The following is a 14,267-nucleotide window of genomic DNA, read 5'->3' on the forward strand; positions in this document are numbered from 1 at the left end:
CTGATTCAAAAACTTTATTTATTTCTCTTTCGCATTATAGTACAATATGGGATAGTTATTGCTGCGATTATTTTGTATTAAAATGGAATGTGAATTCTTATTCCAGTCATGCCGGCAGTTCAGAGGCGGGACTATAGTCATCATTCCAGCCGATGATTTATTGTTAGGCAGTTGACTGGTTTTTCATTTTATATGACCTGTAGAAGAACGACCAGACGTGAGTACAAGAGCTTACGAAAGTGTGATATTCGTATTCGTCGTCTGGCTTTAGTATAATTCAATTGAACCTGTACGCACAGTTGAATAAGGTGTTGTGAAGGTTGATAGTAAAACAAGTGTATTAAGCTAGGAAGGGGAATTCTCTTGAGTAATCGTTCTTTGAATGGAACAGATTTTACCGCAATGGTTTTAGCCGGGGCGGAACAATTACAGCAGCATGCGGAACATGTCAATTCACTAAATGTATTCCCAGTGCCAGACGGTGATACGGGAACCAACATGAATTTGACGATGAGCGCGGGCGTAACGGAATTAAAGAGGGGGGACTCTTCCTCCATCGGTGTCATGTCCGGCATATTATCCAAAGGTTTGCTGATGGGAGCCCGCGGCAATTCAGGGGTTATCCTGTCTCAGTTGTTTCGTGGCTTCAGCCGTTACGCTGCCCCATACGAGGAATTGAATACCCTTCAGTTCGCATCGGCATTGCAGAGCGGGGTGGATGCGGCCTACAAGGCGGTTGTTAAGCCGGTGGAGGGTACAATTCTTACCGTGGCGAAGGAAGCGGCCAGGCATGCTGTGTTTTTCTCGCGCCGGACGAACGACATCACGGAACTGATGGAAGAAGTGCTTGCCAAAGCGAAGGAAACGCTTGCCATGACGCAGGACATGCTCCCTGTATTGAAGCAAGTAGGAGTTGTAGATTCGGGTGGGCAAGGTCTTGTGTACATTTATGAAGGTTTTATGCAGCATCTTGGAAGCGGCTTGGTGACGTCTTCAACTGCAAAAAGTGATAATGTACGCACGGTTTTTGCTCCTCACGTATCGGAGAGACCTACTGCTACTGCAGTTGTTCCTTCCCCAGATGCGCCGATTTCTGCGCAAGCGAAGCTCGAAACGGATAATATTGAATTTTTGTATGATATGGAGTTTTTTATTAATCGACAATTGGGCGAAGCGCAAGGTACCGATTTTGATGAGGAAGCCTTCCGGAAAGCGTTAGCAGTAGATGGTGATTCTATTATCGTAATTTCAGACGATGATGTCATCAAGGTTCACGTGCATTCTAAGGCTCCTGGTGAAGTGCTGAATTTGGCACTGCGCTACGGAGAAATTACACAGATTCGTATTTTAAATATGCGCGAGCAGCATCGTGATTTGTTGTCTGCGGGTATGGATGTTGCTCCTGAGCCTGAGTGGTTTGCTGAAATACCAACAGAGCCTGCACGTGAGGAAGAGCCGTCTGAGCCCCCCGCTCATGAACTGGCATCCTTTGGTTTTATAGCTGTGGCTTCCGGTGAAGGAATTGCTGATATTTTCAGAAGTTTAGGCGTCGATGTTGTCCTTTCTGGCGGCCAGACAATGAATCCGAGCACAGAGGACTTCGTTAATGCGGCGCGCTCGATTGCGGCTCAACATATTTTTATTCTTCCGAATAATTCCAATATTATTTTGGCGGCAGAACAAGCACGTGAACTGCTAGAGATGGAACGTATGGTGTCGGTTATTCCGAGCAAAACAATTCCTCAGGGCATTGCGGCAGCATTTGCCTTCCAGGAGGAAGAGGCTTTTCAGGTAAATCAGGACAATATGCGTGACGCAGTCACCCGGGTGAAGTCTGGGCAAGTGACCTACGCGGTACGGGATACGACACTGGATGACCTGCATATTACAGCCGGGCATTACATCGGTATTCAGGATTCCAAAATTGTAGCGACCGAGGAACACTTAATGGCAACGTCCCGTCTTTTGCTAGCGAAAATGCTGGTGAATGGCGATGAAATTGTTACGATTCTCACAGGTTCAGACGCGAATCAAGAAGACACAGATCAGCTTGTTGCATGGCTTAAAGAAAATTATGCGGATGCTGAAGTGGAAGTTCATGAAGGTGGTCAGCCGATTTATCCTTATTTGTTCTCAGTGGAAACCTGATGTGCTTTAGCACGCCCATGGAAGTCCACAACAAAAGGAGGTCTGACTGATGAGGAGTACCATCATTTTGACGGATAGCACGGCTGATATTCCACCGGAATTAGCAGACCGTCTCGGTATAGTTGTTGTACCATTGACAGTGATGTTCGGCAGCACAGCTTACCTGGACGGCATTGAGATGTCAGCGTCGCAGTTTTACAGCGAACTAGTACGGGCTGATGAGCTACCTACGACATCACAGCCTTCACCAGCCCGTTTTTTGGAGACATACACGACGCTGTTGGAGCAATACCCCGAGAGCCAGGTTATCTCTATCCATTTATCCTCGGGTGTGAGCGGAACGTATCAGTCTGCTCTGCTGGGCAAATCCATGCTGGAGAAGCATGAACATAGAGTGACTGTGGTGGATTCCAAATCAGCTTCATACGGATACGGCATGCTAGTGGTTTATGCGGCAGAGCTGGCGGCTGCCGGGCATTCCCCGGCTGATATCGCTCGGGCTGTGGAACGTCGTGGGGAGCGCCGTCGTTTGTATTTCCTGGTGGATACCCTGGAATACTTACAAAAAGGCGGACGTATTGGCAAGGCAGCGGCAATGGTTGGTACGTTACTTAACATTAAGCCGATTCTTTCGATTGACAAAGAAGGCACTATTTATTCGGTTGATAAGGCGAGAGGGCATAAAAAAGCGACAGCACGTATAATTGAACTACTGGAGCGGGATTTAAAAGGCCAAAAAATTAATATTGCTGTGGGTCATACGGCAGATCGCTCAGCGGCAGAAGCGTTCGTGGCTCAGCTGGCAGAGCATTTTGAGCTGGGAGATCGAATATATACTGAACTTGGCGCTGTGATTGGGACCCATGTAGGGCCAGGAACGATTGGCATTTTTGTATGGCCGGCCGGAGATGAGAGGTAATATGCTGCAATTGGATCAAATACCTTTAAAACAAATACATGGCGTGAGTGCTCTCAAAGAGGGAGAGCTTCACGCTTTTGGCATTTCTAACGTACAGGACATGCTGGAATATTATCCGTTTCGGTATGAAGATTACCGACTGCGCTCGCTAAGCGAAGTGAAGGATGGAGATAAGATTACAGTACAGGCCAAAATTATGGGCATTCCGGTGCTTCAGCGTTACGGGCGCAAATCAAGGTTGACTTGTAAATTGATGGCCGAGGATTGGATGTTTACCGCGACGTGGTTTAATCGGCATTTCATGAAGGAGCAGCTAACCTCTGGTCGTGAAATTGTGGTGACTGGTAAATGGGATCTCAAACGGATGCAGATGACTGTTGCAGATTCTGAGTTTCCTGATAAAGGAGTAGCCCGCTCGGGGACACTTCAACCGGTGTACTCTATAGGCGGCAAGATTACGCAAAGCTGGATGCGAAAAACAATGAGCCAGACACTCCAGCAGTTTGGTGAAATGATCCCCGAAATATTGCCTGAGTTGCTTGTGCGTAAATATAGTATGATGCCGCGCAAGCAGGCTATTGCGGGTATACACCAGCCTCAGGACAACCGCGAGGGGCAAGAGGCTCGTCGGCGGATGGTGTATGAGGAGCTATTTTTATTTCAGCTGAAAATGCAGGCATTCCGGGCGTTAAATCGTGGTCGAGCGGACGGGGTGGTACATACGGTGGATAACGCCACGATTCGTGAATTTGTAAGGGCTTTGCCTTTTGAATTAACGGATGCACAGAAGAAGGTAGAGCTTGAAATACTGCACGATCTACGCTCACCTTATTGTATGAACCGTCTGCTTCAGGGAGATGTTGGGTCAGGTAAAACAGTTGTTGCTGCCATCGGTTTATTTGCCACAGTACGTTCCGGTTTTCAGGGAGCGCTGATGGTGCCAACCGAAATATTGGCCGAGCAGCATATGCGATCGCTTCACAAGCTGTTTGAGCCCTTTGGAATCAGTGTGGGCCTATTGACTGGGAGTACAACCGGGAAGAAGCGTAAGGAGCTCCTAGCTGCTCTCCAAATGGGTCTGCTGGACATTGTAGTAGGCACCCATGCTCTCATTCAGGAGGATGTATATTTTCGCCAGCTTGGGCTTGTTGTAACGGATGAGCAGCATAGATTCGGAGTGAATCAGCGTAGTGTACTGCGTCGCAAAGGCTATAATCCCGATGTGCTGACGATGACGGCCACACCGATCCCCCGTACGCTGGCCATCACTGCGTTTGGCGATATGGATGTTTCTACGTTGTCAGAGCGGCCGAAGGGGCGTATTCCAATTTCCACCTATTGGGTGAAGCACGAACTGATGGATCGGGTACTTGGTTTTATTTCCCGCGAGGTAGATCAGGGACGGCAGGCTTATCTGATTTGCCCGTTGATTGAAGAGTCGGAGAAGCTGGACGTACAGAATGCCATCGATTTGCATATTCAAATGCAACAGGCTTTTCCACATTACCGCGTTGGGCTATTACATGGACGAATGACTCCCGCAGAAAAGGAAGAAGTTATGCGTTCTTTCTATGCGAATGAGGTTCAGTTACTCGTTTCAACGACGGTTGTGGAGGTGGGGGTAGACGTTCCCAATGCGACGCTAATGATCATTATGGACGCGGATCGTTTTGGGCTGTCCCAGTTACATCAATTACGTGGACGTGTCGGACGGGGAGCACATGCCTCGTATTGTGTACTGATCGCTGATCCTAAGTCGGAGGTTGGTCAGGAGCGGATGAAGGTTATGACCGATACGGACGATGGTTTTGAGGTGGCTAGACGCGATCTGGATTTGAGAGGGCCGGGTGACTTTTTTGGCACCAAGCAGAGTGGGCTACCCGAGTTTCGTTTAGCAGATATGGTAGCGGATTTTGAGGTGCTGGAAAAGGCGCGGGAGGATGCAACCGATCTGATTAAGGATTCGTCCTTTTGGACATCTCCGCAGTATGAAGCACTGCGCGGTTATTTGCAAAAAGAACAGATTTTCCAGGGGGATCTCATCGACTAATCCACATGAATCATGAGGTTGTTCTAAACGTTTTAAACAGATAGGCACAATGGACAGGCTGGCCGTCATATATTTGGGAATGACCGAATGATATGGGAGGTGTGGCAACATTGAGCTATCAGCAATATGGAATCAGTCCGCAACTGGTGGAGCGGATTAAGTTGAAAATGAAGAATCGTGCGCTCAAGGAGCGGGTTAAGCAGCAGATTGAAGGTGTGACTAAAGCGGACCTGCAAAATAAAGCTAAGGTGCGTCATCTTGTGAAGTCCACTTCTGCTATTTTAAACGAGCGTTTGACAGCTGCGCAGGAGGAGCAATTGACCGCCTTCGTATTGGCACAAAAAATTGATCCGTCCAATACATTCCATCTAATCAAGCTGTGGGGAATGTTCCGTTGATTGCTATTTGAAGAGGTGCTTCAAAGCGCTCTCCATGTTTTTTTGTGAAGCACAGATGAAAAAAGGATTGCCTGATATCAGGCGATCCTTTTTGGTTTGTATTAGTTCATTCCCCGGGCAATAGCTAGTGTGTGCTTATCATGAGACTTTTATTTGTAATGACCGCCAATTTTGATAGACCGTTCCATGGCCTGTCCGGCATCTGTTAACGACGATGCGCGCATGATGATGGACTGACCGTACCGATCCTTTAAAGTGTCCGTCACCTTTTCCAAAGCACGGGATCGCTCCTGATCCTCAAAAAAATCCAGCTGATACAGTTGATCATCCACCAATCCGCTTAAAGTAACCCCTGCGCGCTTCACGGGCATATGATTCCAAAAAGTATAAAAGATTTTTTTAACGGTTTCATATACCTTTTGGGTATGGTTTGTAGGATCGGGTATCTTCATTTGTCGGGAGAATCCGGTTGGTGCCTCGTAGGGACTGCATATACAATGAACAGTCACAACCGAGCCCATATATCCTTTGCGACGGGCGTCCCGACACACCTCCTCTGTTAGTTCAAGCAGGATGGTTTCCACTTCCGCAGGCTGGAGATAGTCGCGGGGAAGAGTCATCATATGACCGATGGATTTGGGAGGTGTATTAAATGTTTCCGGCTTGACCGGGCTGTGATCGATCCCGTTAGCAGTTCGCCATATCACCTCTGCCTGAATATCGGACTGCTTGCCGAAATGAGACCGGAATCTGTCCTGTAGCCGGGGTAAGGGAGTACGTGCAATATCTCCAATGGTGTGTAGTCCAAGCTTCTCCAAATGCCGTTCCATGCGCGAACCGATGCCGAACATAAGACGTACTGGCTGAGGCCACAGCAACGCTGCAATATCGGATGTAGGCAACAAGAAAATGCCACTGTCATTTTTTTTAGCCCATATATCTGTTGCGGTTTTAGCTAGCATTTTGTTGGAGCCGATGCCAATTCGAATCCATACTCCTGTTTGTGCCAGTACCTTTTGCTGAATTTCACTTGCAATACTCACCGGATCCCCGAACAGGGAGAGGCTTCCGCTCATATCCAGAAACTGTTCATCAATGCTGAAAACCTCAACCAAATCCGTATATTCATTATAGATTTCTGTTATTTTTAATGAGACATCGATATAATGCTGCATACGTGGGCGTACAATGATAAGGTCAGGACATTTTTTCACCGCTTCTCCCAGACGTTCTGCTGTAGATATACCGTATTTTTTGGCCAGCGGACACGCAGCTAAAATAATGCCTGAACGAAGTGCAGGGTCACCGGCCACAACGAGTGGCTTATGTTGGTATTTGGGATCATCTGCTTTTTCAATGCTGGTATAAAAACTTTGGCAGTCCGATAAGAATATGGTTCTATTTCTGCGTTCCTTCAAAAATCCGACCTCCTCTCCTGATATGTGTGGATCATCCTTCCAAAATATTCTTGAATGTATACTCTTATAGTAGTATTATATACAGAACAAGTGTTCTTAATACAAATGTATTTTTTGGAACGTTACAGTTTACGGAAAACCTAACATGGCGTATCATAATATCTTGAGCAAAAACAAGTGGAAATGAATGAATATTGAGGGGAGAAAACCATTTTTATGAACCCAAAACGTCGACCATCATCTCAAAAACGCAGTAGGTGGCGTATTTTTGGCAGAGTTTTGCTGATTAATATCAAGTGGTTCTCGTTTGCGGGTGTACTTGGAGTGCTGTTTGCTGGAGGTCTTATATCCGGTTATGTGGCGGCACTGGTTCATGATGAACCTGTACGATCACGTCAGTTGATATATGAAAAGGTAAATGAGAACGCTCTGACCAGCTTTGTATTTTTTAATGATCAGGTAACTCCGGTTGGAAGAATGCGCATGGAGGAGGATCGACAGCTCGTTGATCTGAAGGATGTTCCTCAGTCTATTGTGGACGCCCTCATTTCAACGGAAGACAGCCAATTTTATGAGCATCGTGGTGTGGATTTAAAGGGAACTGCTCGTGCCGTTAAGCAGAAGCTTTTGAATGAAAACCGCCAAACAGGCGGCAGCACACTGACGCAGCAGGTAGCCCGAAGGGTTTTTCTCAGTCTGGATAAGACGGACAGTCGCAAGGTGAAGGAAATGCTGCTGGCACTGCGTATGGAGCGGTTTATGGGCAAGGATAAAATATTAACGGCTTACTTAAACAAAATGCCTTTTGGTAATGGTTCCGCTGGTTACAATTTATATGGAATCAAGTCTGCTTCGTTAGGGATTTTCAATGTAAGTGATCTACATAAGCTTCATATTGCTCAGGCGGCTTATTTGGCAGGTCTCCCGCAACTGCCATCTGTTTATTCCGCTTTTGATGGTAAAGGGAACTTCGATGAAGAAGGCTTCAATAAAGCGATGGAGCGCCAACGTGTCGTGTTGGGAAGAATGCTGGCAACAGGTAAACTTACGCTATCCGAATATAACGAGGCGCTTCAATTTGATGTGAAAGCCACTCTTGCGCCACATCGCGAAAAAAGTTATAACACATTCCCTTATTTGATGCTGGAGACAGAGCGGGAAGCCGCCCAATTGTTAGCGCTCCAGCAAAATCCCGATATCACGGCAGCCGAGATTTCCAAGCCTGAGCATGCCGAGCTTCTTCAAAATACGCGAGAAGAGTTGCAACGGTCCGGCTATCGAATTTATACAACGATAAATAAGAAAATTTATAACAATATGCGGCAGATTGCAGCCAATCCACAAAATTTTTCTCCATACAGTAAGAAGAAGGGATTAGAGCAGATTGCAGCAATCATGATTGATCATAAAACAGGGGCTATACTCGGTATGATCGAGGGCAGGGATTTTAATACCGAGCAAATGAACTATGCAACTCAAATGACACGTCAGCCTGGTTCTGCCATGAAGCCTATTGCTGCTTATTTACCTGCTTTGGAAAAGGGCTACACTCAGCCAGCCGGTCTTATTGATGATTCACAAATCATATTGAAAGACGGGCGTAAAGGTTATCATATTCCTAAAAATTATAACAGACGGTACGAGGGGCTTATGACAGCCCGTGAAGCACTCAATCGGTCAATCAACATCCCTGCGCTGAGGCTGTTCCTATATGAAGTTAAAATTCCAAATGCTTGGAATTTTGTGCGTTCTCTTGGAATTACGACGATTCAGCCGCAGGATGAACATGCTCAGACAGGGGTTTTGGGTGGACTAAGCAAAGGGGTATCCGTCGAGGAACTGACCGCAGCATATGGAACGATTCCCAATATGGGTGTATATAATGCACCTCATCTGATCAGCAAAATTACGGATGCCAACGGGAAGATCGTATATGAATTTAAACCGCAGACGAAGCGTGTATATTCGCAGCAAACCGCATTTTTGATGACGGATATGCTCAAAACGGTTATATCAGATCCGAGGGGAACCGGCAAACGCCTGCAAAATGCTTTTAAAAGCTACGGTGCCATTGATATCGCCGGTAAAACCGGTACGACACAAAACTTTGGTGATGTGTGGTTTATGGGGTACACACCTGACGTTACACTAGGCGTCTGGGCTGGTTACCGCCAACAGGTTAATACATTATCTCAAGAAGGCCATTCCAGAGCACAGTCAGTGTGGGCACTGATCATGAATGAGGCGGTCAAGGACCAGCCTGAGCTTTTTAAGAATAAGCACTTTATACGGCCGGAAGGTGTTGTAAGAGTTACGGTTTCTAGCCTTACAGGTAAGCTGCCAGGGCGTTATTCCCGTCAATCGGGTCAACTCGTGACTGACTGGTTTAATCAAAAGTATGTGCCTACCGAAGTTGGAAGAGAACAGCTTCCGCGTTCTGCTAGACCAGTGGTCCCATCTAAACCAGATATCAAGGAAAAAGAAGTCCCAGAGGTTGAGGTACCTGCAATAGATCGAGAGAAAATTCCACCAGAGGAAACGGATCCTACTGTTCCTGACGCAGACACAGAGATAGATATGCCTGATGAGAATAAAGATTTGCCATCTACAGATACTCCGCAACCTTCTGTTGAGAACGAGCAGGTGACTCCTTCTGAATCACAAAGCCAGAGTGAGACTCCAAAAACCAAATCTGACGAAGTTATTTATCCTGAAATAATATCTGATCAACCCAAAAACTAAACGGCAGGAACGGCCTAGTTTAAAATGCCGTTCCCGACAATGTCTACAGTGACCTGCGGATGAAAACGGATATTGGGGTATTCTTTATTCCAATCTACACTTTTCCATACTGCTGGATAATGAGCGATCAACTGTCTGCCTACGCCAAAGGCATCACATCCATTTTCCTGAAGTGTACGGATAATTTGTTCCGCATCCTGGGTCATGATTTCGGAAAGTTGACGGTTCAGACGCTGTACGTTAGCTTTATCTTGAAGATGGTTTCGTGCATATTCAACAATATCGACAGGCAATTTTAGGTTAAGCTCCACATCAATTTGTCCATCGCGCTGAACGTTCACTTTAAGGCTACGTTTGACATTCTGGATTTTAGCCTGATACGTAATAAAGTTTTGCACATCACCGACAGGTCCGGGATGTATCCTTTTTACAAAGCGAGCTGTATTTTTCCACTTTCCAGTCATTAAGACATATAAAACACCTTGCTCACTACTTAGGCTTCCTGTGAATTTTTGTCCGTGAAATAAGGCAATTCCACGTGCTGTAATATCTTCTCCTTCTTTGGAAAGATAGGGGAGTACAAAATCTTGACCCGGATCAAGCATTGGGGGGAGCAGTGTCTCCAGTGTCATTTCCGGGAACATACACATTTCCTCAAGGCTTCTGATTTTTTTGGTTATAAATTCGCCAATCAAGAGGCTACCTATGCTTTTTTGATCTATTATTTCCCCAGCTAATCCATCTACAATAGCTACCTTGACATGGGAAGTCGGATGGTCAGGCTCACGATACAGCACATCCAGATAGGGATATAAATCTTTTCGGGCCAAGCTTGTACCATACAGAATAACTCCGTATTTGAAAAAGCGGATATCCCCGGTTACTTTGGCTCGGATTTTGTCTGTACTTTGCCGAACGGAATGGCCGGTGCCTGAGTGAATTTCATTGGTGCTTTTACCTTGATTGCTTTGAGAATCGTCTACAACCTCTAGCGTTTGCAACAACATGCCTTCAGGAGTGAGATCATAAGCCGATGCATTTGCCAATCGGGCATCCTTCAAATTGTCCTGATCCCAGCAGCCTGTTATAAAAATGAGTAGAGTTAGCATTCCAAGCGCTCTGCTCTTTTTTTTCATGTTTCAGGTCCCTCCTTTTTTTGAAGAGATAGGATAGGATCAGCAGCAGAAAAGGGAACACAATTAGGAAAATATAAGCAGAATTATTGGCTATGGAACCAATAAGCTCGAAATCTTCTCTTCGTTGAGGCAAATAGGCAATACAACATGAGGCGAGCACAACAAAGGGAACCGCCTTTTTGTGACTTTTTTGCTTGAATAGATAGCTTATTCCGTAAGACGCCGCATAATAATATCCACTTATAGCGCCAAAGATCGAAATGAGCCAAATCGGCAGAAAAATAAAATCGACCCGATCCATCGTCCCCAGTGGAATGGATCTGAGCAAATAAATGACTGGCTCCGGCATTAATTCAAGCTGTTGGGGACTGAATACGGTTGTACAGGTAAATACGGTAAAACAATACAATAGTACCACGATCGCGTTAGCTGCCAGAATTGACTTGAGCTTGCTTGTACTTTTGCCCTCAACCATGGGAAAGACGACAAGAATGAACTCAAAACCAAACATCGCTAGGAGCGTTTCTTTTGAACCGACAATAATACGGGGCCATCCCGCCTCAGTCAGAGGTAGCAGATAAAGCGGGTTGGACTGCTTTATACCATAGCTAATTAACAGCATCATGGGAAAAATCAGAAATGAAATTAAAACAAGTACTCGGGCAATCGTTCTTAAATTTTCGCGAACCAGATATATGCTACTGAACAAAAACAGGGCAAGTATAGCCCAACGGGGAGTATATTGCAGCATCCAGCGATTAATGACGTCATAAGCGTTCACAAGAACCGAGGTACCCATGAGCAGATAGTAAGCAATGTAAGCCACAGTCAATGCTTTTCCAATCCAGAACCAGTAATCTGGGTTAATATTTGATAAATCGAAGAGGAGGGAAAACGTCTTAGCAGGAGCCAGCACATCAAAATAATGAGTTGAATCAAAAGGCCACCAATAATGACAGATATCCAACCCCCTCCTTTAGCTGAAAGGTGCATCTGATAGGGAAGTGACAAAATATCTACGCCAATCTCAAACTTAATGATGAGAAAAAACAGTTGACCCGATGCAATGGTACTTTCTTTATTCACGTCTTTTCCAGCTCCTAGAGTCGTTCTGCTGCTTCAATTTTTGGGCTTGGGAATCATATGGTCGCTGATGGAATGTCCAAATCGGAAAGCGGATAAAAACATCTTTCATATCACCGAGCCGGAATGGTGCAAGAGGAGCAAAGTAGGGCGTACCAAAGGTCTCCAGCTTGCAAAGGTGGATGGTAAGAAAAAGTAAACCGAAAGCAATGCCAATGTATCCAAACAAGGCTGCAGCAATCATCATCGGAAAACGAAGGATACGAACCGCTGAGCTCATTTCATGAGAAGGCACTAAAAAAGAAGAAATGGCTGTTAACGAGACGACGATGATCATCGTATACGACACGAGACCAGCCCGAACGATAGCATCTCCGATGACGAGACCGCCAACGATTCCAATAGTTTGACCAACCCGACTGGGTAGACGAACCCCGGCTTCTCGTAGCACCTCAAAGATCAATTCAAGCAGCATAGCCTCCACAATCGCTGGGAATGGAACGTTTTCCAGTGATTTTTTGATGGTATGAGCCAGCTCTAATGGCAAAATAGCTGGATGAAAAGCAATTGTCGCAATGTAAATGGCAGGTAGCGTAAAAGCGATCAAAAAGCTCATCATTCGAATCGTTCTTAGAAATGAACTAATAATCCAACGACCGTGATAATCATCTGGGCTTTGGTAAAATGCAAAAAAAGAGACGGGAGCTATTAGAGCAGTTGGGCTACCTTCAGCCAAAATCGCTATGCGTCCCTCCATTAGATTGGCGGTCACACGATCCGGTCGTTCCGTGCTGAGCTGTTGAGGGAAGAGGGAAAAAGGGTTGTCCTCAATAAACTCTTGAATAAAACCGGGGGGGGGAGCACCATATCGGAGGAGATCGCTTTAATTCTCGTTTTCACTGCTTCCACTAGCTCAGGATTAGCCAAGTCTTGAACATAGACAATAGCGATTTTAGTCCGGGTTTTAGATCCCACATAAAAGTAGCGTACAACCAGTGACGGTGTGACAATTTGTTTGCGAATCAGATTCAGATTGATGGATAACTGCTCAATGAATCCATTGTGCGGTCCGCGAATAATCCCTTCGTTTTCTGGTTCGTCCGTACTGCGAGCATACGTTTTTTCGGAAGAAAGGATAAAAAATTCTTCCGCTCCATTTATCATAAAAATGCAATATCCCTGAATAAGCGAATCGGCAGCATTTTGAAGGTCGGTGTCTTTTTGACTGCTTAAGGTGGTGAACATTTGATGAGAGACTGCATCGGTTTTCTCATATAAGGCACTCAGGATATGAGTTTGAATCATCTCCTGATCTACGAGCGAATCAATATAGAGCAGCATACCGTCTTTGCCGTCAACGGAAATCGCCTGCTTTTTTAAATCATCCGTATAAAAAAGGGCTTGCTCAATAAAGGAAACATTCCTACTTAATTCAACGGAAGCTGCGTCATGTCCAGCCAAGAGAGCACCTCCTTTTTGGATGAGATAGGCATAATGTGTGTCAAATGGATTGAGTTTATCCATGATATGGTGACTTATCCATTCTCGAATCACCTTCACTTCACGTAACGCAATAGTTTTATACTAGAATTTAATTTAGGTTGATAAATGGGAGGTGGGTTGGTTATTTTGCAGGGAATGAAAATTAATCGTGCAAGAACCAGAGACGAGATTACAAGGGGGCTTAATCTTGGGTGGGGTCAATTCCCAGATAATGTCCCAGTTTCCGTCGGACCTCGCTGCGGGCAAAGGATGAAAGCATGAAAAAACGCCTTTGATAGCCGCGGCATACATACAAAACCTCTATGCCTTCATGATTTCGGATTTCGCTGTAAATTTTAACCCCTAGTGTTTTCATTCGCGCCTTTGTCTCTGCTAATTGAACAGCTACGCGCTGTTGTACTCCAGTCAGGCTACGAACATACAAATCGGGCATTTTTAGAGGAGAGGTATTTATAATACGAATGTCTCGTTCCAGCACATCCAGCACAAGAGTTAGAAGTACACAGATCTTGATCAGCCCTGCGTCTTCTTCAGAAGGCAAAGGAGCTTTATTCTTGTGGTTTAGTGTCTTTTGGTTTGGCATAAAAATCTCCTTTACTCCGAGTAAGAATACAATATATAATCAGTATATAGAACGTATGTTCTGTTTATACCTCCCTCATCATAGGAATTTTTCCATTACTAAAGCAATCATCAATTATTGGAAAAGTGGTAGGGAGCGATATCCTATGTGCCATTGTGTAAAGAATTCATGCGTTTATCGCCAATGACAGTCAAACAGAGTTTATGTTAAGCTATTGGATAAAAACTTACATAAAAGGAGAGATCGTTCTGGCTGCGGTCAGCCTTTACTATTTAACTTAAGAAAGT

10 protein-coding genes and 1 pseudogene are annotated in these 14,267 nt (G+C 45.3%); 5 read left to right on the forward strand and 6 right to left on the reverse strand.

The window, feature by feature from the left end; genetic code table 11:
- Nucleotides 1-363: 363 nt before the first annotated feature.
- The 4 genes from NSQ58_RS12735 (at nt 364) to NSQ58_RS12750 (ending at nt 5,515) form a co-directional block, all read left to right on the forward strand.
- Nucleotides 364-2,148, forward strand: a complete 1,785-nt coding sequence (locus NSQ58_RS12735) for a DAK2 domain-containing protein (protein ID WP_076159465.1) — start codon at nt 364-366, stop codon at nt 2,146-2,148.
- Nucleotides 2,149-2,197: 49 nt separating this feature from the next.
- Nucleotides 2,198-3,067, forward strand: coding sequence for a DegV family protein (locus NSQ58_RS12740; RefSeq protein WP_316243917.1), 870 nt, complete (start codon nt 2,198-2,200; stop codon nt 3,065-3,067).
- A gap of 1 nt (nt 3,068) precedes the next feature.
- A complete protein-coding gene (recG, locus tag NSQ58_RS12745; RefSeq protein WP_069080003.1) occupies nt 3,069-5,117 on the forward strand; it encodes an ATP-dependent DNA helicase RecG in 2,049 nt (682 codons plus the stop codon).
- Nucleotides 5,118-5,227: 110 nt separating this feature from the next.
- Nucleotides 5,228-5,515 carry a stage VI sporulation protein F gene (locus tag NSQ58_RS12750; RefSeq protein WP_013310877.1) on the forward strand — a complete coding sequence of 96 codons (288 nt, stop codon included), beginning with the start codon at nt 5,228-5,230 and terminating at the stop codon, nt 5,513-5,515.
- 149 nt (nt 5,516-5,664) lie between these two features.
- On the opposite strand, the gene NSQ58_RS12755 is transcribed toward NSQ58_RS12750, so the two are convergent.
- The gene (locus NSQ58_RS12755; RefSeq protein WP_341057551.1) at nt 5,665-6,933 is read right to left on the reverse strand and encodes a DNA polymerase IV; all 1,269 of its coding nucleotides are present in this window, start codon (nt 6,931-6,933) and stop codon (nt 5,665-5,667) included.
- Between the two features lie 216 nt (nt 6,934-7,149).
- On the opposite strand from NSQ58_RS12755, the gene NSQ58_RS12760 reads away from it, so the two are divergent.
- Entirely contained in the window at nt 7,150-9,675 is a 2,526-nt protein-coding gene (locus NSQ58_RS12760; RefSeq protein WP_341057552.1) for a transglycosylase domain-containing protein, read from the forward strand.
- A gap of 14 nt (nt 9,676-9,689) precedes the next feature.
- Here the strand turns inward: NSQ58_RS12760 and NSQ58_RS12765 are convergent, their stop codons facing one another.
- The 5 genes and pseudogenes from NSQ58_RS12765 to NSQ58_RS12790 form a co-directional block, all read right to left on the reverse strand.
- Complete coding sequence (locus NSQ58_RS12765) at nt 9,690-10,811, reverse strand: Ger(x)C family spore germination protein (RefSeq protein ID WP_023989293.1); 1,122 nt, start codon at nt 10,809-10,811, stop codon at nt 9,690-9,692.
- A pseudogene (locus tag NSQ58_RS12770) lies at nt 10,699-11,897 on the reverse strand (GerAB/ArcD/ProY family transporter). The gene NSQ58_RS12765 and the pseudogene NSQ58_RS12770 overlap by 113 nt, the downstream one beginning before the upstream one ends.
- Nucleotides 11,890-12,630, reverse strand: coding sequence for a spore germination protein (locus tag NSQ58_RS12780; protein WP_445671669.1), 741 nt, complete (start codon nt 12,628-12,630; stop codon nt 11,890-11,892). The pseudogene NSQ58_RS12770 and the gene NSQ58_RS12780 overlap by 8 nt, the downstream one beginning before the upstream one ends.
- Before the next feature lie 32 nt (nt 12,631-12,662).
- Nucleotides 12,663-13,355: a spore germination protein gene (locus NSQ58_RS12785; protein ID WP_341057556.1), complete on the reverse strand. Its 693-nt coding sequence runs from the start codon at nt 13,353-13,355 to the stop codon at nt 12,663-12,665.
- A 223-nt stretch (nt 13,356-13,578) separates the two neighbouring features.
- The gene (locus tag NSQ58_RS12790; protein ID WP_023989292.1) at nt 13,579-13,980 is read right to left on the reverse strand and encodes a hypothetical protein; all 402 of its coding nucleotides are present in this window, start codon (nt 13,978-13,980) and stop codon (nt 13,579-13,581) included.
- Nucleotides 13,981-14,267: the final 287 nt, after the last annotated feature.

This window comes from Paenibacillus sp. FSL M7-0134 (assembly GCF_038007865.1).
In the GTDB taxonomy this organism is placed as follows: Bacteria; Bacillota; Bacilli; order Paenibacillales; family Paenibacillaceae; genus Paenibacillus; species Paenibacillus polymyxa_B.

Coding starts and splice junctions, on each gene's coding strand:
- NSQ58_RS12790 (WP_023989292.1), bottom strand. CDS start 13,980: ATGCCAAACCAAAAGACACTAAACCACAAGAATAAAGCTCCTTTGCCT.
- NSQ58_RS12760 (WP_341057552.1), top strand. CDS start 7,150: ATGAACCCAAAACGTCGACCATCATCTCAAAAACGCAGTAGGTGGCGT.
- NSQ58_RS12740 (WP_316243917.1), top strand. CDS start 2,198: ATGAGGAGTACCATCATTTTGACGGATAGCACGGCTGATATTCCACCG.
- recG (WP_069080003.1), top strand. CDS start 3,069: ATGCTGCAATTGGATCAAATACCTTTAAAACAAATACATGGCGTGAGT.
- NSQ58_RS12765 (WP_023989293.1), bottom strand. CDS start 10,811: ATGAAAAAAAAGAGCAGAGCGCTTGGAATGCTAACTCTACTCATTTTT.